We start from the raw sequence: 18,318 nt of genomic DNA on the forward strand, positions 1-18,318 counted from the left end.
GCGGGGTTCGTCGTCGTGGGGCGGCTGCGCTATACTCGCGCCCCGATTCGGCCCCGTGCCCCCCGCCGCCCGTCAGGAGATGTCATGTATTCGCTTGCCCGCTCGCTGCTGTTCCGCCTCGACGCCGAGAAGGCCCATTCGGTCGCGCTCTCGACGCTGGACCTGGCTGAACGCCTCGGGTTGTCGGGACGGCTTGCCGGGGGGCGGGTCGAGGACCCGGTGGAGCTGATGGGCCTGCGCTTCCCCAATCGCGTCGGCCTGGCCGCGGGACTCGACAAGAACGCCGATCATCTGGATGCCCTTGGGGCCCTGGGCTTCGGCTTCGTCGAGGTGGGCACCGTGACGCCCAAGCCCCAGGATGGCAACCCCAAGCCGCGACTGTTCCGCCTGCCCGAGGCCGGAGCCATCATCAATCGCATGGGCTTCAACAACGCCGGCGTCGACCATCTGGTCGAGCAGGTCCGTCGCTCCCGCTACGCGGGCGTGATCGGCATCAATATCGGCAAGAACCTGACCACGCCCGTGGAGCATGCGGCGGACGACTACCTCGTCTGCCTGCGCAAGGTGCATGCCCATGCCCACTACATCACGGTGAACATCTCCTCGCCGAATACCCCGGGGCTTCGCAACCTGCAGTTCGGCGAGCACCTGGACCAGCTGCTGGGGACCCTGCGCGAGGAGGCGAGTCGGCTCGATCGTGAAAGCGGCCGCCGCGTGCCCTTGGCGGTGAAGATCGCCCCCGACATGGACGCCGAGGAGGTGGGGCTGGTCGCCAAGAGCCTCGCGAGCAATGGCATCGATGCGGTGATCGCCACCAACACCACCATCTCCCGGGAGGCGGTCGCGGGCCAACCCGGTGCCGAGGAGCAGGGCGGCCTCTCGGGGCGGCCGGTGTTCGAGCCTTCCAACGCGGTGATCCGCGAGCTGCGCCGCCACCTGCCGACCATGCCGATCATCGGGGTGGGCGGCATCGACAGCGGCCAGGCCGCGCTGGCCAAGGTCGAGGCCGGTGCCGACCTGATACAGCTCTATTCCGGCTTCATCTATCGCGGGCCGGGCCTGGTGGGGGAGTGCGCCCGAGCGTTGCAGGCGCGGCACTGGATCTGAGAGGCACTAAAAAGCCCATGGCTCGGCCATGGGCTTGAGGGGTTCGTTCTGTCGACGAACGGCGATCCACCCGGGCTAGGGGGTCAGATCACCATGGGGTTCTTGTGAATACCGGAGACGCCCGTCATGCCGGACCACTGATCTCCACGACCTTCACGCCAACCGCTCATCCAGTACTCGCGTAGATTGATATCTTGACTCGGACAGTCATCACGGGAACGACCTGAGAGACCTGCCTTGTACCCATGGACATAGGCACGCTGGAAGCGATCACGTTTCTGTCGTTTCATTGGACTACCTCTTGCTAAGGTACCGATGGAATTTGACGCTCAAGAGGGCGTCAAACCCGTGTTGTCGGGTCCCGAGAGGCGGCGTGAGACGCCGCCAGTGAGAAAGACCCATTGACAGGAACGCATGCGTTGTCAGGTAGCTACCAACTCATAGATAGCGCAACCCGGTCATCGCTGTCGACAACTGATTTGTAACAAGACGTACACTCGGTCGTCACGCTAACGAGGCGGCTAGATGCCACGCCGATGGACATCCCATGAGCATTACACGACAACCTGATACCCACGCCTTCCTGGCCACCTGTCCCAAGGGCCTCGAGCTGCTGCTGGCCGACGAGTTGGCCGGCCTGGGCGCCGAGCCCGGCAAGACCACCGTGGCCGGCGTGCATTTCCGTGCCGACCTGGCTGGGGCCTACCGCGCCTGTCTCTGGTCGCGCCTGGCCAACCGCGTGGTGCTTTGCCTGGCCCGGGAGGAGGGCATCGAGACGCCCGAGCAGCTTCGCGCGGCCACCGCCGCGGTGGACTGGCGGGCCCACCTGGCCCCCGGGGCGACCCTGGCGGTGGACTTTCACGGTCGCTCCGAGGCGATCCGCCACACCCGATTCGGAGCCCAGACGGTCAAGGACGGGGTGGTGGATCGCTTGCACACCGAGGGACAGGTCAGGCCCGACGTGGATACCCGGCGGCCCGACCTGCGCCTCTATGCCCACCTGCACCGGGGGCGCCTGCTCCTGGGGGTGGACCTCTCAGGCGACAGCCTGCATCGCCGCGGCTATCGCCGCGACGTGGGCCATGCCCCGCTCAAGGAGAACCTGGCGGCGGCGCTGCTGGTGCGGGCCGGCTGGCCGGCGCTGGCCCGTGAGGGCGCGCCGCTGGTGGATCCCCTGTGCGGGGCCGGGACCCTGCTGATCGAGGCGGCGATGATCGCGGCCGACATGGCGCCCAACCTGCACCGCGAGCGTTTCGGCTTTCACGGCTGGGCCGGTCACGACCCGGCCCTCTGGCGCGAGCTCAGGCGCGAGGCCGAGGCCCGGGCGAGCATCGGCCGCAAGCGCTGCCGATGCCGCCTCTACGGCTTCGACCAGAGCCCGCCGGCGCTGTCGGCGGCCAAGGCCAACGCCATGCGCGCCGGCATCCCGGCGCTGATCGAGCTCCAGGGGGGCAGCGTGAGCGACCTGACCCGGCCGGCGACGCTCGGCGAGCAGGACCGGGGGCTGCTGATCACCAACCCGCCCTATGGCGAGCGTCTCGGCGAGCTGCCGGAACTGGTCGGCCTCTATGCGGCGCTCGGTGAGCGGGCGCGCCAAGCCTTCCCCGGCTGGCGCCTGGCGATCTTTACCGCCAATCCCGACCTCGGCCATCGCACGGGGCTGCGCGCCCACAAGCACTATTCGCTGAAGAACGGTCCCCTGGATGCCAGGCTGCTGTTGATGGACGTGCCGGAAGGCGAGGCCGGCGATGCCGGGGAGACGCCACAGGCGCCGGCATCCGCGCCGCGCTCCGAAGGCGCGCAGATGTTCGCCAACCGCCTCGAGAAGAACCGCAAGCGGCTGAAGAAGTGGCTCAAGCGCTCCGGCGAGACCTGTTACCGGCTCTACGACGCCGACATGCCCGAGTATGCCCTGGCGATCGACGTCTACGGTGACCGGGTGCATGTCCAGGAATACGCCGCCCCGAAGTCCGTGGATGCCGGCCAGGCCCAGAAGCGGCTCTTCGATGCCCTGGCGGTGATCCCCGAGGTGCTGGAGGTCGATCCGTCACGGGTGGTGGTCAAACGCCGCGAGCGCCAGAGTGGCCGGGCCCAGTACCAGAAGCAGGCGGCCAGCGGCGAGCGCTTCGAGGTTCGCGAGGGGCGGGCGCGGCTGTGGGTGAATCTGCGCGACTACCTCGACACCGGACTCTTCCTGGACCATCGCCCGGTACGTCGCCTGCTGGCCGAGCTGGCCCCGGGCCAGCGCTTCCTCAACTTGTTCTGCTATACCGCCACGGCCACCGTGCAGGCGGCGCTTGGCACCGAGCGGGACGGCGGCGCCAGCGACAGCGTCAGCGTCGACCTGTCCAACACCTACCTCGACTGGGCGCGGGACAATTTTGCCCTCAACCGCCTGGACCCGTCGCGCCACCGGGTGGTGCGGGACGACTGCCTGCACTGGCTGGAGACTGCCGGGGGGCAGTTCGACCTGATCTTCCTGGACCCCCCGACTTTCTCCAACTCCAAGAAGATGGCCGATACCCTGGACGTGCAGCGCGACCATGGCCGGCTCGTGCGCCTGGCCATGGCACGCCTGGCCCCGGGCGGGACCCTGGTGTTCTCCAACAACCAGCGACGCTTCACGCTGGATGCCGACCTGGCTGCCAGCTTTGCCGTGGAGGATATCTCGGCGAAGACCTTCGACCCGGATTTCTCGAGACGCCCGGACCTGCACCACTGCTTCCTGATCCGTCACCCTCAGACCGGGGAGGGGCAGAGCGCATGAGACCTGCGACCCACTCTCGATCTGCAAAACGCCGCCCGGACCAGCAGCATGGCTTCCTGATCCGTCACTGTCAGCTGGAAGATGGGGAGGAGGCATGATTCACCTGACGCTCTACACCACCTTGGGCTGCCACCTCTGCGAGGCGCTCGAGGCCTGGCTGGGGCGGCTGGCCAGCGACGAGGTCACGCTGGAGCGGGTCGAGATCAGCGACGACGAGGCCCTGATGGCCCGCTACGGGGTGCGTATCCCGGTGCTGAGGGACGCCGAGGGAGCCGAGCTGGAGCGCGGCTTCGAGCCGGCGCGGTTGGCCGACTGGCTGGCGGCCCGGGGCTGGCTGGACGAGGCAGCTTGGCGGCAGCTACAGCAGGACGACGCGGACCGTCCGACGGCCCGGGGGGCACAGATGCGCGGGGGACGGCGTTACCTGGGCTGACCGTTCAGGCGTTGTCGAGCAGCGAGAGCTGGCTCACCGCGTCGCGCCCCTCGGGACTGTGGTCATCGGCCTCGAGCACCTTGCGAAAGCCGCGGGAGGTCTGGATGGTGGCCTCGTCGTCGAGCCACATCATGGCCTGGGCGTGGTCATCGGCGAGTTGATGCTTCAGGCCGCCGAACTGGGTGCCGATCTGTCCCCAGGCGCGGCTGAAGATCCAGTCGCCGAACATGTCCTGGTGGACATGTACCAGCACGTAGTCATGGTCGGTTTCCCAGCGGACGATCACGGCGACTCCCGGTGTCGGCGGCGGCGCAGGGACGCGCCGCTCGTGTAACATAGGCCGGTATTGTAAGCCCTCGTGGCCGCTGAACAAGCCATGCGGGCCTAGTGGCAGGAGAGAATCATGCGAATCGTCGTCGACGCCAATGTCCCGGCCGCCATGGAATGCTTCGCCCCCCTGGGCGAGGTCGTGCGGGTGCCGGGCCGCGAGATCGATGCTGACACGGTACGCTCGGCCGATGCGCTGGTGGTCCGTTCCATCACCCGGGTCGACGAGGCCTTGGTGGCCGGGTCGCGGCTGCGTTTCGTGGGCACCTGCACCATCGGTACCGACCATGTCGATCCGGCGGCCTTGTCCGCGCGGGGCATCGCTTTCGCCAGTGCCCCGGGCTGCAATGCCGATGCGGTGGTGGACTATGTGCTGGGGAGCCTGGCCACCCTCGCCGAGCGACAGGGCTTCCGGCTCCTCGAGCGACGGGTCGGCATCGTCGGGGTGGGCAATGTCGGCGGGCGGCTGCTGGAGCACCTCCAGGCGCTGGGCATCGACTGCCTGGCCTGCGATCCCCCGCGGGCCGAGAGGGAGGGGCACGAGGGCTTCGTCGACCTGGATACCCTGGTCGAGGCCTGCGACGTGCTGTGCCTGCATACCCCACTGGTGCGTGACGGGCCCCATGCCACCCACCACCTGCTCGATGCCCAGCGCATCGCCGAGCTGGCGCCGGGGAGCGTGGTCCTGAACGCCGGCCGCGGCGACTGTCTCGACGGTCAGGCCCTGCGGGGCCGGCTCTCCGCCCTGGGCGATATCACCGCCGTACTGGATGTCTGGGAAGGCGAGCCTGCCATCGACGCGGCCCTGCGGGACCTGGCGGCGATTGCCACGCCGCATGTCGCCGGCTACAGCCTCGACGGCAAGCTGCGCGGCACCCACCGTATCTACCAGGCACTGGCTCATCGCCTGGGCCTGCCGGCCCGCCTGACCTTCGAGATGCTGGCGCCGCCGCCCCCCCTGTCGGGCCTCACCCTGGAGGCTGGCCTCGAGGTCGAGGAAGCCCTGCGGCTGTGCATGCGCGCCGTCTATGACGTGCGCCGGGACCACGACAGCCTGAACCGCGAGAGCCGCTGCCAGGGGGTGGCGATGGGCTTCGATGCCTGTCGAGCGAGCTACCCGCTGCGCCGGGAATTCGCCACCCTGGCGGTGACCCTGCGGCCGGGTGCCGAACGGCTGGCGGGACCGCTGCAGGCCGCCGGCTTCCGGGTGACGACCGCCCCCTGATCGCAAGGCCGGGTTGGCCACAATATGCAGAAGGCCCGCCATAGGCGGGCCTTCCTGCACTGCGGGAAAGCGTCGCTCAGTCGCGGTAGGCCGCTTCCTTGAGGGCGCGGATGCGCTCGTCCAGCGGGGGGTGACTGGCGAAGAGCTTTTCCATCAGCTTGCGCGACTGGCCGGTGGTGATGGCGAAGGCCGTCAGGGTGTCCGGCATCTGGTCGGGCATCTGGGTCTCGGCCTTGAGCCGCGCCAGGGCATTGATCATGGCACCGCTGCCGGCGAGCCGGGCGCCGGCAGCGTCGGCGCGGTACTCGCGGAAGCGCGAGAACCAGGCGACGATGGCCGAGGCGATCAGGCCGAAGACGATTTCGGCGACGATCACCACCGCGAAGTAGCCGAAGAAGCCCAGGCCCTCGCTGTCGTCCCGGCGCAGGAAGCTGTCCACCAGCTGAGCCACCACCCGGGCGAAGAACATCACGAAGGTGTTGAGTACCCCCTGGATCAGGGCCAGGGTGACCATGTCACCGTTGGCCACATGGCCGATCTCGTGGGCCAGCACTGCCCGAATCTCCTCCGGGCGCATGCGGTTGAGCAGGCCGGCGGAGACCGCCACCAGGGCGTCGTCCTTGTTCCAGCCGGTGGCGAAGGCGTTGGATTGCTGGGCGGGGAAGATGCCTACCTCCGGCGTCTTGATGCCGGCGTCCCGGGCCAGCTCGGCCACGGTATCCAGCAGCCACTTCTCGCTGCTGTTGGATGGCTGCTCGATGATCACCGTGCCGGTGGTGCGCTTGGCCATCCACTTGGAGATGAACAGCGAGACCATCGAGCCGGCCATGCCGAAGATGAAGCAGAAGATCAGCAGGCCATTGAAGTTGATCCCCTGGGCGGTCAGGTAGGGCTCCACGCCAAGCAGGCGCAGGGTGATACTGGCCACCAGGATCACCGCGAGGTTGGTGCCCAGGAAGAGCAGGATTCTCATCATTGCCGGAGGTCTCCCGTCGGGGTTGTCGCGCAGAGGCCGCACCGGCGGGGTGCGGCGTGAAGAAGCAGATGCTTAGATACGGCCTTTCGCGCCGGGTTTCAAGCCTGACGCGGATTATTGGCGATAGCGTGACAGGAAGCGGGCAAACCGATCCAGCGCATCCTCGAGCTGGTCGGCCCACGGCAGGGTGACGATGCGCACGTGGTCCGGGTCCGGCCAGTTGAAGGCGGTGCCCTGGACCAGCAGGATCTTCTCCTGGAGCAGCAGGTCCAGCACCAGCTGCTGGTCGTCGGCGATGTTGAACACCTTGGGATCGAGCCGCGGGAAGGCGTAGAGCGCTCCCTTGGGCTTGACGCAGGACACGCCGGGGATGGCGTTGAGCTTGTCGTAGGTGATGTCGCGCTGGGCCAGCAATCGGCCGCCGGGCAGGATCAGGTCGTTGATCGACTGATAGCCGCCCAGCGCGGTCTGGATGGCATGCTGGGCCGGAACATTGGCGCACAGGCGCATCGAGGCCAGCATGTTGATGCCCTGCAGGAAGTCCTCGGCACGCTGCTTGGCGATATTGCCCGAGAAGGTCATCCAGCCGCTGCGGAAACCGGCGCAGCGATAGCTCTTGGACAGCCCGTTCATGGTCACCACCAGCTGGTCCTCGGCGGCCAGCGCGCCGGTGGCCACATGCTCGGTACCGTCGTAGAGGATCTTGTCGTAGATCTCGTCGGAGAACACCACCAGGTCGTGCTCGCGGGCGATGTCGAGCAGCTCGCGGACCACTTCCGGCGGATAGACGGCCCCGGTGGGGTTGTTGGGGTTGATGATCACGATGGCCCGGGTATGGCCGGTGACCTTCTCGCGGATATCGGCCATGTCCGGGGCCCAGTCGGCCTGCTCGTCGCACAGGTAGTGCACGGCGCGCCCGCCGGAGAGGTTGGCCGCGGCGGTCCACAGCGGGTAGTCCGGCGCCGGGATCAGTACCTCGTCACCGTCGTTGAGCAGGGCCTGCATGGCCATCACGATCAGCTCGGAGACGCCGTTGCCGATGAAGATGTCCTCGATGCCCACGCCGGGGATCGCCTTGCGCTGGCATTCCTGCATGATCGCCTTGCGCGCCGAGTACAGTCCCTTGGAATCGCAGTAGCCCTGGGCGGTGGGCAGGTTGCGCATCACGTCCTGGAGGATCTCCTCGGGGGCCTCGAAGCCGAACGGAGCGGGGTTGCCGATGTTCAGCTTGAGGATGCGCTGGCCTTCCTCTTCCAGCCGCTTGGCGTGGTCGAGCACCGGGCCGCGGATGTCGTAGCAGACGTTGTCGAGCTTGTGCGATTTCCTGAGGGGGGCTGTATCCATGGGGTCGGGTCCAGTGGTGTCCAGGTGCCGCTTGGGCGGCGGGTGTCGGTATCGGCGCGGAGGGTCAGGAGGCGGCGTCACCGCTGTCTTCGCCGGCCTCGGTTTCGGCCTCGGCCGCATCCTCCGCCGGGATGTCGGCCGGAGTCTCGAGGGTGAGCCGGCCGAGCTTGCCGTCGCGCAGTTCGTGGAGCAGCACCTCGGCGCCGCGGTGCAGGTCCACCTGGCCACCGGCGCGCAGGCCGCCGCGCTTGCCGGCGATGGTGGTCAGGATGGCATGGCCGTCGAAGCCGGCCAGCGCCAGCAGGTCGGGGCGGGCGTCGCCGTCGGCGTCGACCCGATCGGCCGCGGGATTCGGCCGGTAGGCCGGCAGTTCCTTGAGCTTGTAGCGGGCGCTGAGGGCGTCGGGGTAGCGCCGGGCCAGCTCGGCGGCGGCCACCACTGCCACCTCCACGTAGTCGATGGCCGTGTCGCGGATGGCGCCGCTGGCAGCCAGGCGGTAGGCACTGGCCTGGTCCTCGATCTTCGGCCACAGCACCCCGGGGGTGTCGATCAGCGCCACCTGGCCGGCGATGCGCACCTTCTGCTGGCGCTTGGTGACGGCCGGCTCGTTGCCCGTCTTGGCGATGGTGCGCCCGGCCAGGCCATTGATCAGCGTCGACTTGCCGACGTTGGGAATGCCCATGACCATCACCCGCACATCCCGGTCGACGCGCACGTGGCCGGCCAGCTCGTGGCACAGCTTGGGAATGCGCTTGAGTTCCCGGGCGTTGGTGGTGGTCACCGCCAGAGCCCGGGTGTCGGGCTGGGCGTCGAAATGGGCGGTCCATTCCCGGGTGCGCTCGGGGTCGGCCAGGTCGGCGCGGGAGAGGATCTTGAGCACCGGCTTGTGGCGCGTGAGGCTCGCCAGCATGGGATTGGCGCTGGAGTAGGGCAGACGCGCATCGAGCACCTCGATCACCACGTCGATCTCCGGCAGCGCCTCGAGGATCTGGCGGCGCGCCTTGTTCATGTGTCCCGGGTACCAGCCGAGCATCGGCCTCTCCTGCTTGCCATATGAAACGGCCGACCATCATAGCAGATGGTCGGCCGTCTCAGGGCAGGGCGTGGCGCCTACTCGCCGGCATGGAAATCGATGGCCACCGAATTGATACAGAAGCGCTGGCCGGTGGTTTGCTGTGGCCCGTCGGGGAAAACATGGCCGAGGTGGGCATTGCAGCGGGCGCAGATGACCTCCGTGCGTTGCATGCCATGGCTGCCGTCGGGCTGTTGCTCGACGCAGCCCGAGGAGAGGGGGCGGTCGAAGCTCGGCCAGCCGCAGCCGGCATCGAACTTGTGCTCATTCTCGAATAGCGGTGCATGGCAGCATACGCAGTGATAGATACCGTGTTCATCGGTGACCTGGTAGTCGCCGGAGAAGGGCCGCTCGGTACCTTTCTCCCGGGTCACGTGATACTGCTCGGGGGTGAGCTGTTCACGCCACTCGGCGTCGCTCTTCTCGATCTTCCTTCGCATGGCCTGTCTCCTCGTCACGGTGGAGCCTGCACCTTATTGTGACATCCAGAGTGGGCGTTTTTTCCACCCCTGCTCGCCAACGTTTCGTGGCCGGTACATCCCGCTGGGACGGGCGGGCTTGACACTTTCAGGGCCGATGCGTAATATGCGCGCCATCTCGACGAGGCGAGCAATTGCGTCCCATTCGTCTAGTGGTCCAGGACACCGCCCTTTCACGGCGGGAACAGGGGTTCGAACCCCCTATGGGACGCCACTCGACTCATCAAGATACCGGAGCGCGGGAATAGCTCAGTGGTAGAGCATCGCCTTGCCAAGGCGAGGGTCGCGAGTTCGAATCTCGTTTCCCGCTCCAATCTTCCTTCGGGAAGTTGGGTTCGGAGGTCAGGTGCGCGAGGGTCGCGAGCCGGTACGCCGGTCCGATCGAATCACGTTGCCCGTCCAATGCGTCCCATTCGTCTAGTGGTCCAGGACACCGCCCTTTCACGGCGGGAACAGGGGTTCGAACCCCCTATGGGACGCCACCTTCCGGTGGTTTGACAATGCGAGACCTGCGGGAATAGCTCAGTGGTAGAGCATCGCCTTGCCAAGGCGAGGGTCGCGAGTTCGAATCTCGTTTCCCGCTCCAATCGCCCTTCGGGTCGACTGGAACAAGAGTTGGCGAGCGAGGGTCGCGAGCCGGTGCGCCGGTCCGATCGAATCACGTTGCCCGCTCCATGCGTCCCATTCGTCTAGTGGCCTAGGACACCGCCCTTTCACGGCGGGAACAGGGGTTCGAACCCCCTATGGGACGCCACTTCGCACTGTCGACATCGCCAAGCCAAGCGGGAATAGCTCAGTGGTAGAGCATCGCCTTGCCAAGGCGAGGGTCGCGAGTTCGAATCTCGTTTCCCGCTCCATTCTTTTTTACGATGTACTCTTGATGGCTAAGGCTCGGGTCACGAGCTGGTGCGCCAGCCCGGTGGACCGCCACCCGGTCGATCTCGTTTGCCGCTTCCATTGCATCCTCGACTCTCCGCAATGCTTCTCTGGTCGGGGCCACAGGTGTGTCGCGATTGGGCTCAGAAGGCCCAGATCAGGGCGATCAGCAGCCCCCAGGCCAATACGCTGACGGCCATGATGGTGTAGGTGGCCGACATCGCCTCCACGTCCTCGTGGATCCGGCACAGCCCCTGCAGGCCGTGGTAGACGATGCCGCAGGATACCCCCAGGGCGCCCAGGGCGATCGCCACGTTGACCGTCAGGCTCGGCACCACCAGGCCGAGGGAGGAGAGCCATAGGGGCACCGGGGCCAATGCGGCCAGCAGGTAGGCGTCCCGGAAGGCGATGCGCCGCGTGCCGGCATTGGCGATCTCGTGGATCAGCCAGCCCATCACCGCAAAGGTGAGCAGCTCGGCGAGAAAGAAGATGGTCGTGATGAAGCGCCACTGCTTGTCGCCGAAGCCGGTGAGGAAGGCATCGCCATAGTGGGTACCGGCATAGTAGAGCATCAGCGGCGGTACCAGCGATAGCGGCAGCACCAGCCACAGGATCAGCGCGGTGATCGAGGGGCGGTGCTTGCGCAGCGCTGCCCAACTTGGCGTGGAGAAGGGTAGGGCGAGCAGGGTGGTCAAGGTCATGGGGCACTCCCGTTGGCGATCATGCCTACAGGTAGATATCGACCAGTCGTCAGGCCCTGTCAAAGCGTGCTCGCGGGTCGATAACTTGAACCGATGATGATATGCCCCCATGTTGTGGGGCTTCGACGACATTCACCCAGCTTCCACAGGATCGCTCATGGCCGAACCGGCGCTGTCCATTCGCGGCTTGACCAAGGTCTATGGCAATGGTTTCCATGCCCTCAAGGGGATCGATCTCGATGTCGCCCAGGGCGACTTCTATGCCCTGTTGGGCCCCAATGGGGCGGGAAAGTCGACCACTCTCGGCGTGGTCTGCTCCCTGGTGCAGAAGACCGCCGGCAAGGTCTCGATCTTCGGCATCGACATCGACACCGACTTCGCTCGTGCCAAGTACCATCTCGGCGTGGTGCCCCAGGAGTTCAACTTCAACCAGTTCGAGAAGGTTCTCGACATCGTCATGGCCCAGGCGGGCTACTATGGCATGTCGCGTCGCGAGGCACTGCCGCGAGCCGAGCAGCTGCTCCGCGACCTGGGCCTGTGGGACAAGCGCAACGGCAGTGCGCGGATGCTCTCTGGCGGCATGAAGCGCCGGCTGATGATCGCCCGGGCGCTGATCCACCGCCCGAAACTGCTGATCCTCGACGAGCCCACCGCGGGGGTCGATATCGAGCTCAGGCGCAGCATGTGGGAGTACATGCGCCGCATCAACCGTGAGGAAGGCACCACCATCATCCTCACCACCCACTACCTCGAGGAAGCCGAGAGCCTGTGCCGCCACGTCGGCATCATCAATCACGGCAAGATCATCCGGAACACCAGCGTTCGGGAGCTGCTCGCCGAGCTGGATACCGAGACCTTCCTGCTCGACCTGGCGCATCCGGTCCAGGCGCCTCCCGAGGTGGCGGGCTTCGAGGTCAGGCAGGTCGATGATGCCCAGCTGGCGGTGGTGATCCACCGTGGCCAGCGACTCAACGATGTCTTCGAGAGCCTGGGCGAGCAGGGCATCGAGGTGATGTCGATGCGCAACCGCGCCAACCGCCTCGAGGAGATGTTCGTGTCCATGGTCGAAGGCGGCCAGGGCGCTCTGGACCAGGATCAGGAGGTGCGTGCATGAATCCCGTGCAGATCGCCATCGCGCTCTGGACCCTGGTGGTCAAGGAGATCAAGCGCTTCACGCGGATCTGGCCGCAGACCCTGCTGCCGCCGTCGATCACCATGACCATGTACTTCATCATCTTCGGCAACCTGATCGGCTCGCGCATCGGTGAGATGGATGGCTACAGCTACATGGACTTCATCGTCCCCGGGCTGATCATGATGTCTGTGATCACCAACAGCTACTCCAACGTGGCCTCGAGCTTCTTCTCCAACAAGTTCCAGCGCAGCGTGGAGGAGATGATGGTCTCGCCGATGCCCAACTGGGTAATCCTCTCCGGCTTCGTGCTCGGCGGCATGGCCCGCGGGCTGGGCGTCGGGGTGATCGTCACGATCGTCTCGCTGTTCTTCACTCGCCTGGAGGTAGCCCATCCGCTGCTTACCCTCGGCGTGGTGGTGCTGACGGCGGCGCTGTTCGCCATCGGCGGCTTCATCAACGCCCTGCTCGGCAAGAAGTTCGACGACATCTCCATCGTGCCGACCTTCGTGCTGACGCCGCTGACCTACCTGGGTGGGGTCTTCTACTCGATCTCGCTGCTGCCGGCGTTCTGGCAGGGCGCCTCGATGCTCAATCCCATTCTCTACATGGTCAACGTCTTCCGCTATGGCTTCCTGGGGGTCTCCGACATCCCGGTGGGCTGGGCGCTGGCCGCCATCCTGGCCTTCATCGTGGTACTCTTTGGCATCGCCCTGTGGATGCTCGAGAATGGCAAGGGCATCAGGAGCTAACGCATGTCACACCATCGTCCCGACACCCTTGTCCACGCCCCTCTGGGACGCGAGTCCGCCTATCCCGAGGACTACGATGCGGGTCTGCTGTATCCCATCGAGCGGGCCGCCAACCGCGCGCCGCTGGGCATCGAGGCAGGCGCCTTGCCCTTCGTCGGCGAGGATGAGTGGCACGCCTTCGAGGTCTCCTGGCTCAATGCGCGCGGCAAGCCCATCGTCGCCGTGGCCCGCTTCCGGCTGCCGGCGGACTCGCCGCGGCTGATCGAGTCCAAGTCGTGGAAGCTCTACCTCAACGGCTTCAACCAGACACGCTTCGCCTCGCAGGAAGAAGTGGTGGCGACCCTGGAGCGCGACCTGGCCGAGGCTGCCAGGGCTGCTGTTGGGGTCGAGCTGTTCGGGGTGGACGACGCCGTCCTCGTCCCGAAGCGGTTGCCTGGCGAGTGCATTGATGATCGTGACATCGAGATCGATGACTATACGCCGAGCGCCGAGCATCTCAGAGTGGGCGAGGAGGTCGTCGAGGAGACCCTGCACTCTCACCTGCTTAAGTCCAACTGCCCGGTGACCGGCCAGCCCGACTGGGGCAGCGTGCTGGTCCGTTATCGGGGGCCTCGCCTCGACCGGGACGGCCTGCTGCGTTACTTGATCGGTTATCGCCAGCACCAGGACTTCCATGAGCACTGTGTCGAGCATATCTTCATGGACCTGATGGCCCGGGCTCGGCCCGAGCGCCTGCTCGTGCTGGCCCGCTACGTGCGTCGTGGCGGCCTCGATATCAGTCCCTGGCGGGCCACCCCAGGGGAGCGCCCCCCGTCGCCACTGCGCCTGGCACGACAGTGATCCGGCGACTTGATAGAGTGACGAGAAGTTTTCTCGTTTGAATCCTGGCAAGGAGACCCTTATGGACGCGATGACGCTGCTGCATGAACGCAGTTCCATGGGCAAGCTGATGGGCCCGCCGCCGACGTCCGAGCAGCTGGCGGCCATGTATCGCGCTGCTCTGCGCGCCCCGGACCACAAGGAGCTGCGGCCCTGGCGCTTCATCGAGTTCTCCGGCGAGGGGCTCGACCGCCTCGGCGAGTTGTTCGCCGAAGCCGAGTTTCGCGAGGATCCCCATGCCGAGGATGCCGTGCTGGAGGCCGCCCGCAAGAAGCCCAAGCGCGCGCCGATGATCATCGCCGTGATCGCCAGGGTGACGCCGGACGAGCCCAAGGTGCCCCGGGTGGAGCAGGTGCTCTCCGCCGGCTGCGCCGCCCACGGCATCCTGCTGGCCGCCCACGCCCAGGGGCTCGGCGCGATGTGGCGTACCGGCAAGTACGCCTTCGATCCCACGGTGCGCAAGGGGCTGGGCCTGGCCGAGGACGACGAGTTGGTGGCCTTCCTCTATCTGGGGCAGCTGGGCGGACGTCATCGTCCGCTGCCGGAACCCGACATCGACGACTTCGTGGAACGCTGGGACTGAGCATGCGCGAGATCGGCATTCCTCACCCGCGGCTGCCGCTGCCACCGGTTGGCGAGGGCGACGACCCGGCGGCCTTCCTCGCCTGGCTCGGCGAGGCCATCCCCATGGTCGCTCGACTGGGCATCCGCGAGATGCGCCGGGACGGTGACACACTCGAGTGGTCGCTGGCCCTGGAGCCCAGCCTCAACGACAAGGGCACCGGCTTTGGTGGCGCCCTGGCCGCCCAGACCACTTTGCTTGGCTGGTGCTGGACCACGCTGTGGCTGCGTCGATACGGCTACGACCGGGACGTGGTGGTGGCAGAGGCTGGCCAGCGCTTCCTGGCGCCGGTGACGGGCGACTACCGCATGGTCTGCATACCGGAGGCCGATGCGGGAGGCGAGCGCCTCGCCGAGCGTCTGGAGCGGCGCGGCAAGGGGCGCATCGCCCTGATGCAGCAACTGTGGTGTGGCGACACCCTCTGCCTCGAGGCCCGCGGCGACTACGCCGTGCTGCCGGCCAGGTGAGGGCGCGCGCCTCGACCAGGCGGCCATCTGCCGGCATGATGGAAAAGCCGAAAACCGGCTTGCATTCGCGCACTTAAGTCGATAGTATACGCCCCGTTCTTGAGCAAAAGGCCGCGCGCCAGGGTTCGGGAATGACAATGCGGAGGGGTGTCCGAGTGGTCGAAGGAGCACGCCTGGAAAGTGTGTAAGTCGAAAGGCTTCGAGGGTTCGAATCCCTCCCCCTCCGCCAAGAACTGCGAAAAAGCCGCTGAGATCAGCGGCTTTTTCTTTTTCCATGCCCCTGTAGCCCATACCTCAGCCCATACTTTGAGTCTGGCTTCCACTGGCCTTCTCAGGATACTGTTGGACAGTGTGTCCCTCTGCTGCCCCACGCCTTCCTCTTTCTCGAGGTTGCTGCCACCCACCTTGGTCGGTCGCCTCCTAATTCAGGCATGACAGGCAGTACCTCTCTCAGGTAGTGTCGACCTAAGTGTTATGAGAACGACTAGGTCCGGGAATTGGCGATGTCAGCTTTTTCTTCAAATGCATCCACGATGTAGGAAGCCAAGCCCCTAGAGCGTGAGGATGGCCGGGAACTGCGTGTTCCCGCTGCTCGTGCACGGCGAGCGGTGCATCAAGCGCCTGCAGCGTGTCGCCGGTGGAGCATAGCTGCTGATCAGCGACAACAGGCGTTATGAGAAGGAATTGATCAAGCCGCAGGACATGAAGGACGTGGAGATCCTGGGGCGGTGTGAGATTCGGATTGGAAGAATTAATTAAATGTAGGTTTGGGAACTGAAGGATGACTAGTAATAATCAGAAAGATGTAGAGCTTCAAAGATTTGTTGAAAATTATGATTTGCTAGTAGCTCATGGCGTGGGACCTTCACTTATTCGGACTCGCGTTTTTAATGAGCTTGACTTTCCCAAAGTTAAAATTACTGATGATCATAAGTCTAGTTCTTTAGCTCATGCTCGTCTTATGCGTCATGATGAGTTGTCTTCTGTGAATGACTCTCTGTCTCGAAAGCTCATGAGCTATATCTTAAACCACCATAAAGTGGTTCAAGTTTTTGAAATGAATACTTCGCGACTTCAGAAGATCGAACTTAGCATTGCTAATGAGGTGTCTTCGCAAGGTGGTATTGGGATGGTTTCGTATTATCCGAAAATCCCAACTAATGTTAATTTGATCCCTGATGTCCTTCACCCCGTTGAAGTGGTTGATGTGAAAGAAGGGGTGAAAGCCATAGTGGTAGCTAGTCGGAGAGACTACTATAAAACCTTCCATCTTGATAAGAGCGATATAAAAGATGGAGTATTACAGGATGTGAGAGATGTTCAGAATGTGTCTGCGAAAGGCATGGTTTCTGAAATAGCATTAGATGTGTTGGTGTTGGACTACAACCGTGAAAGACTTGAGCTCCGTCTTTCCAAGGCGAAGGGTATATCTGGAAAGTACAGGGATAAGTTTCAAGCTAAGTTGGCCGCTTTTGCACGGCGCCACTTGAGTGGGAAACTTGGATATCCGTACGACTTTTTGCCAAAGGTTCGGCCTCTTTACTTCCTTGAAAGTGATAATGGCTTGGTATCTAGGCTAGATTTTCTTACGGATGAAGGTATTGAAAGAACAGAAAAAAGTCGAGGTGATAGAAAAGATATAAGAAAGGCTGAGTACCACAAGAATGGGGCCAACTCCATTGGGTATGCATTTCAAGGGTTTGGAATTCGTAAGGTATGGTCGTTTGAGCGTCAAGGAGGTAAGTATAAGCTGTCACTTGACATCCTTGGGAATGCAAATCTTCTGAGAAAAGGAAATCAGCCTATTGATCATATTTTTCTATTAGACTGTTTTTCTGATAGCGACTATAATTTTCTTCTAAATCAAGTCATTCCCTCTTGAAAGGAGGGGGTATGCAAGCGATAAATGATCTTATAGAGAGCAGGTTTGTAGATCAGGTTGATTACGTGCATGCTCTACAAAGCTTAAATAGCTTTCTGGAAGAGTCTTCTATTTCTCCCAAAGAGATAGAGTTTACACCTTATCGGCTTGCTGAAATTTTTAGCAAGCATGTTAAGGACGAAAATTCCATATCACTTCTTATAAATACTCTTTGCAGCTCTAAGCCGCAGTTGTTAGTGCCAAACTATTATTTTGAGCATCATGATGAGGTGGTTGATCTAGAAGAGTCGGAAGTTTATTCATACTTTTTTAAAGATTGTTCAATCAGCCCTGTTACCGGTGAGAGTTTAGAAGATGCCAAGGACCATATCTTTGTTGTTTATTATTTGAGCAGCGAGGCCTTGAGTGATGACTGATTTATCTGCATTCAAAGCCGGTCTTCCAAGGCATGCTCAACTGATGATTCAGTGTTCTCATGCTGAGAGCTACGAGGAATTTGTTTCAGCTGTACATGAAGTGGTTGATAATGCGGTTCAGAGAGTCGAGCAACAATCCCATTTGGTATTTGATACTTCTAACGCTGAAGATGGATGGACCTCGAAAATAATTGATAATATATGTAGCTCTGGCCTTTATGCTCGTCCAGCAATGATGTCAGGCAATACCGATATAGCCATTGAGCAAATTGGTGGTCCATTTTCTATTATTTGCGAGTCAAAGATTATTGGTAGTGCTCCTGGTAGTACTGCCAATTACGATAATGGGCATTTGTTTGAGGGTGTTCTTCAGCTGGTTACTAGATATGCAACCTGCTCTCCTGGAAATGATCATTGTATCTTGATTGTTCTTTGTTTTAAGCCTATGGCTAGGGCTGTGTTAGATAAGTGGAGGGAGTTTTTTTTCAAAAAGTCACGAGAAGATAGATTTTCTTCTAGGTTCTCTGGCCTGGATGACTACGAGTGTGGTGTTTATTCTGGTATGCGAGGTTTTTTTACTCGGCATGTTCACTACACCTCTGGTGAGCCTGTAAAAATACGCCATGTTCCAGTTAATCTCTTCTTTGAGCCTCAGGATAAATCAGGTAGGAATGAGTCTCAGGATAAATCAGGTGGAAAAGAATCTCAGGACGAGTCAGGTGTTAAAGCTAGCTGAACCCCCCTATCTGTCAGCGTAGTTGTCACCTAAACGGATTGAGAGGTGATCAACATGCGTTACCCCGCAGAGCGGAAGGAAGCCATCCTTCAGAAGATGGCACCTCCGATGAGCCTGACCATCCC

At 63.0% G+C, this 18,318-nt stretch carries 19 protein-coding genes and 7 tRNA genes; 19 read left to right on the forward strand and 7 right to left on the reverse strand.

Annotated features, from left to right (window positions below; translation table 11 throughout):
* Positions 1 to 84: 84 nt before the first annotated feature.
* Positions 85 to 1,107: a quinone-dependent dihydroorotate dehydrogenase gene (locus tag EKG36_RS17755; RefSeq protein ID WP_126486546.1), complete on the forward strand. Its 1,023-nt coding sequence runs from the start codon at positions 85 to 87 to the stop codon at positions 1,105 to 1,107.
* A gap of 83 nt (positions 1,108 to 1,190) precedes the next feature.
* Here EKG36_RS17755 and rmf read toward each other — a convergent pair whose 3' ends face one another.
* Positions 1,191 to 1,397, reverse strand: coding sequence for a ribosome modulation factor (gene rmf, locus EKG36_RS17760; RefSeq protein WP_126486548.1), 207 nt, complete (start codon positions 1,395 to 1,397; stop codon positions 1,191 to 1,193).
* A gap of 257 nt (positions 1,398 to 1,654) precedes the next feature.
* Between rmf and rlmKL the strand changes: the two genes are divergently transcribed.
* Both rlmKL and EKG36_RS17770 read left to right on the forward strand, forming a co-directional pair.
* Positions 1,655 to 3,874 carry a bifunctional 23S rRNA (guanine(2069)-N(7))-methyltransferase RlmK/23S rRNA (guanine(2445)-N(2))-methyltransferase RlmL gene (rlmKL, locus tag EKG36_RS17765; protein WP_126486550.1) on the forward strand — a complete coding sequence of 740 codons (2,220 nt, stop codon included), beginning with the start codon at positions 1,655 to 1,657 and terminating at the stop codon, positions 3,872 to 3,874.
* Positions 3,875 to 3,968: 94 nt separating this feature from the next.
* Positions 3,969 to 4,307, forward strand: a complete 339-nt coding sequence (locus tag EKG36_RS17770; RefSeq protein ID WP_126486552.1) for a glutaredoxin family protein — start codon at positions 3,969 to 3,971, stop codon at positions 4,305 to 4,307.
* 4 nt (positions 4,308 to 4,311) lie between these two features.
* On the opposite strand, the gene EKG36_RS17775 is transcribed toward EKG36_RS17770, so the two are convergent.
* Positions 4,312 to 4,593 (reverse strand): hypothetical protein, encoded by a 282-nt coding sequence (locus EKG36_RS17775; RefSeq protein ID WP_126486554.1) that lies wholly within the window; start codon positions 4,591 to 4,593, stop codon positions 4,312 to 4,314.
* A 117-nt stretch (positions 4,594 to 4,710) separates the two neighbouring features.
* Here EKG36_RS17775 and pdxB point away from each other — a divergent pair, with 117 nt between their 5' ends.
* Positions 4,711 to 5,859, forward strand: coding sequence for a 4-phosphoerythronate dehydrogenase PdxB (gene pdxB, locus EKG36_RS17780; protein ID WP_126486556.1), 1,149 nt, complete (start codon positions 4,711 to 4,713; stop codon positions 5,857 to 5,859).
* Between the two features lie 76 nt (positions 5,860 to 5,935).
* Here the strand turns inward: pdxB and htpX are convergent, their stop codons facing one another.
* From htpX to msrB, 4 genes are all read right to left on the reverse strand, one after another.
* Positions 5,936 to 6,835, reverse strand: coding sequence for a protease HtpX (gene htpX / locus EKG36_RS17785; RefSeq protein WP_126486558.1), 900 nt, complete (start codon positions 6,833 to 6,835; stop codon positions 5,936 to 5,938).
* A gap of 114 nt (positions 6,836 to 6,949) precedes the next feature.
* Positions 6,950 to 8,179, reverse strand: a complete 1,230-nt coding sequence (locus EKG36_RS17790) for a pyridoxal phosphate-dependent aminotransferase (RefSeq protein ID WP_126486560.1) — start codon at positions 8,177 to 8,179, stop codon at positions 6,950 to 6,952.
* Positions 8,180 to 8,243: 64 nt separating this feature from the next.
* A complete protein-coding gene (gene ylqF, locus EKG36_RS17795) occupies positions 8,244 to 9,212 on the reverse strand; it encodes a ribosome biogenesis GTPase YlqF (RefSeq protein WP_126486562.1) in 969 nt (322 codons plus the stop codon).
* 77 nt (positions 9,213 to 9,289) lie between these two features.
* Positions 9,290 to 9,691 carry a peptide-methionine (R)-S-oxide reductase MsrB gene (gene msrB, locus EKG36_RS17800; RefSeq protein ID WP_126486564.1) on the reverse strand — a complete coding sequence of 134 codons (402 nt, stop codon included), beginning with the start codon at positions 9,689 to 9,691 and terminating at the stop codon, positions 9,290 to 9,292.
* A 177-nt stretch (positions 9,692 to 9,868) separates the two neighbouring features.
* Between msrB and EKG36_RS17805 the strand changes: the two genes are divergently transcribed.
* From EKG36_RS17805 to EKG36_RS17830, 6 genes are all read left to right on the forward strand, one after another.
* Positions 9,869 to 9,944: transfer RNA gene (locus tag EKG36_RS17805), tRNA-Glu, on the forward strand.
* Between the two features lie 24 nt (positions 9,945 to 9,968).
* Positions 9,969 to 10,043, forward strand: a tRNA-Gly gene (locus EKG36_RS17810).
* Positions 10,044 to 10,136: 93 nt separating this feature from the next.
* Positions 10,137 to 10,212 (forward strand) — tRNA-Glu (locus EKG36_RS17815).
* 29 nt (positions 10,213 to 10,241) lie between these two features.
* Positions 10,242 to 10,316 (forward strand) — tRNA-Gly (locus tag EKG36_RS17820).
* A gap of 92 nt (positions 10,317 to 10,408) precedes the next feature.
* A tRNA-Glu gene (locus EKG36_RS17825) sits at positions 10,409 to 10,484 on the forward strand.
* Between the two features lie 28 nt (positions 10,485 to 10,512).
* Positions 10,513 to 10,587 (forward strand) — tRNA-Gly (locus tag EKG36_RS17830).
* A gap of 162 nt (positions 10,588 to 10,749) precedes the next feature.
* Here the strand turns inward: EKG36_RS17830 and EKG36_RS17835 are convergent.
* Positions 10,750 to 11,307 (reverse strand): Yip1 family protein, encoded by a 558-nt coding sequence (locus EKG36_RS17835; protein ID WP_126486566.1) that lies wholly within the window; start codon positions 11,305 to 11,307, stop codon positions 10,750 to 10,752.
* Positions 11,308 to 11,464: 157 nt separating this feature from the next.
* Here EKG36_RS17835 and EKG36_RS17840 point away from each other — a divergent pair, with 157 nt between their 5' ends.
* The 9 genes from EKG36_RS17840 to EKG36_RS17880 all read left to right on the forward strand — a co-directional run bounded on the left by EKG36_RS17840 (position 11,465) and on the right by EKG36_RS17880 (position 18,193).
* Complete coding sequence (locus EKG36_RS17840; RefSeq protein WP_126486567.1) at positions 11,465 to 12,421, forward strand: ABC transporter ATP-binding protein; 957 nt, start codon at positions 11,465 to 11,467, stop codon at positions 12,419 to 12,421.
* Positions 12,418 to 13,191 carry an ABC transporter permease gene (locus EKG36_RS17845; protein ID WP_126486568.1) on the forward strand — a complete coding sequence of 258 codons (774 nt, stop codon included), beginning with the start codon at positions 12,418 to 12,420 and terminating at the stop codon, positions 13,189 to 13,191. Before EKG36_RS17840 ends, EKG36_RS17845 begins: the two co-directional genes overlap by 4 nt.
* Positions 13,192 to 13,194: 3 nt before the next feature.
* Positions 13,195 to 14,031, forward strand: coding sequence for an NADPH-dependent 7-cyano-7-deazaguanine reductase QueF (gene queF, locus EKG36_RS17850; protein WP_126486569.1), 837 nt, complete (start codon positions 13,195 to 13,197; stop codon positions 14,029 to 14,031).
* 61 nt (positions 14,032 to 14,092) lie between these two features.
* Entirely contained in the window at positions 14,093 to 14,653 is a 561-nt protein-coding gene (locus EKG36_RS17855) for a nitroreductase family protein (RefSeq protein ID WP_126486570.1), read from the forward strand.
* A gap of 2 nt (positions 14,654 to 14,655) precedes the next feature.
* Positions 14,656 to 15,159, forward strand: coding sequence for a YiiD C-terminal domain-containing protein (locus tag EKG36_RS17860; protein ID WP_126486571.1), 504 nt, complete (start codon positions 14,656 to 14,658; stop codon positions 15,157 to 15,159).
* 141 nt (positions 15,160 to 15,300) lie between these two features.
* A tRNA-Ser gene (locus EKG36_RS17865) sits at positions 15,301 to 15,388 on the forward strand.
* Positions 15,389 to 15,940: 552 nt separating this feature from the next.
* Complete coding sequence (locus tag EKG36_RS17870) at positions 15,941 to 17,041, forward strand: hypothetical protein (RefSeq protein ID WP_126486572.1); 1,101 nt, start codon at positions 15,941 to 15,943, stop codon at positions 17,039 to 17,041.
* Positions 17,042 to 17,052: 11 nt separating this feature from the next.
* Positions 17,053 to 17,457, forward strand: coding sequence for a hypothetical protein (locus tag EKG36_RS17875; RefSeq protein ID WP_126486573.1), 405 nt, complete (start codon positions 17,053 to 17,055; stop codon positions 17,455 to 17,457).
* Entirely contained in the window at positions 17,450 to 18,193 is a 744-nt protein-coding gene (locus EKG36_RS17880) for a hypothetical protein (protein ID WP_126486574.1), read from the forward strand. The genes EKG36_RS17875 and EKG36_RS17880 overlap by 8 nt, the downstream gene beginning before the upstream one ends.
* The last annotated feature ends 125 nt before the right edge of the window (positions 18,194 to 18,318 follow it).

The organism is Halomonas nitroreducens, from assembly GCF_003966155.1.
Lineage (GTDB): Bacteria > Pseudomonadota > Gammaproteobacteria > Pseudomonadales > Halomonadaceae > Halomonas > Halomonas nitroreducens.

Excerpts from the sequence above, each read along its gene's own strand:
- htpX (WP_126486558.1), bottom strand. The coding sequence starts at position 6,835 with ATGATGAGAATCCTGCTCTTCCTGGGCACCAACCTCGCGGTGATCCTG.
- EKG36_RS17860 (WP_126486571.1), top strand. The coding sequence starts at position 14,656 with ATGCGCGAGATCGGCATTCCTCACCCGCGGCTGCCGCTGCCACCGGTT.
- pdxB (WP_126486556.1), top strand. The coding sequence starts at position 4,711 with ATGCGAATCGTCGTCGACGCCAATGTCCCGGCCGCCATGGAATGCTTC.
- ylqF (WP_126486562.1), bottom strand. The coding sequence starts at position 9,212 with ATGCTCGGCTGGTACCCGGGACACATGAACAAGGCGCGCCGCCAGATC.
- EKG36_RS17855 (WP_126486570.1), top strand. The coding sequence starts at position 14,093 with ATGGACGCGATGACGCTGCTGCATGAACGCAGTTCCATGGGCAAGCTG.
- EKG36_RS17880 (WP_126486574.1), top strand. The coding sequence starts at position 17,450 with ATGACTGATTTATCTGCATTCAAAGCCGGTCTTCCAAGGCATGCTCAA.
- EKG36_RS17835 (WP_126486566.1), bottom strand. The coding sequence starts at position 11,307 with ATGACCTTGACCACCCTGCTCGCCCTACCCTTCTCCACGCCAAGTTGG.
- EKG36_RS17870 (WP_126486572.1), top strand. The coding sequence starts at position 15,941 with ATGACTAGTAATAATCAGAAAGATGTAGAGCTTCAAAGATTTGTTGAA.
- msrB (WP_126486564.1), bottom strand. The coding sequence starts at position 9,691 with ATGCGAAGGAAGATCGAGAAGAGCGACGCCGAGTGGCGTGAACAGCTC.
- EKG36_RS17770 (WP_126486552.1), top strand. The coding sequence starts at position 3,969 with ATGATTCACCTGACGCTCTACACCACCTTGGGCTGCCACCTCTGCGAG.
- queF (WP_126486569.1), top strand. The coding sequence starts at position 13,195 with ATGTCACACCATCGTCCCGACACCCTTGTCCACGCCCCTCTGGGACGC.
- EKG36_RS17840 (WP_126486567.1), top strand. The coding sequence starts at position 11,465 with ATGGCCGAACCGGCGCTGTCCATTCGCGGCTTGACCAAGGTCTATGGC.
- EKG36_RS17790 (WP_126486560.1), bottom strand. The coding sequence starts at position 8,179 with ATGGATACAGCCCCCCTCAGGAAATCGCACAAGCTCGACAACGTCTGC.
- EKG36_RS17845 (WP_126486568.1), top strand. The coding sequence starts at position 12,418 with ATGAATCCCGTGCAGATCGCCATCGCGCTCTGGACCCTGGTGGTCAAG.
- EKG36_RS17875 (WP_126486573.1), top strand. The coding sequence starts at position 17,053 with ATGCAAGCGATAAATGATCTTATAGAGAGCAGGTTTGTAGATCAGGTT.
- rlmKL (WP_126486550.1), top strand. The coding sequence starts at position 1,655 with ATGAGCATTACACGACAACCTGATACCCACGCCTTCCTGGCCACCTGT.
- EKG36_RS17755 (WP_126486546.1), top strand. The coding sequence starts at position 85 with ATGTATTCGCTTGCCCGCTCGCTGCTGTTCCGCCTCGACGCCGAGAAG.
- rmf (WP_126486548.1), bottom strand. The coding sequence starts at position 1,397 with ATGAAACGACAGAAACGTGATCGCTTCCAGCGTGCCTATGTCCATGGG.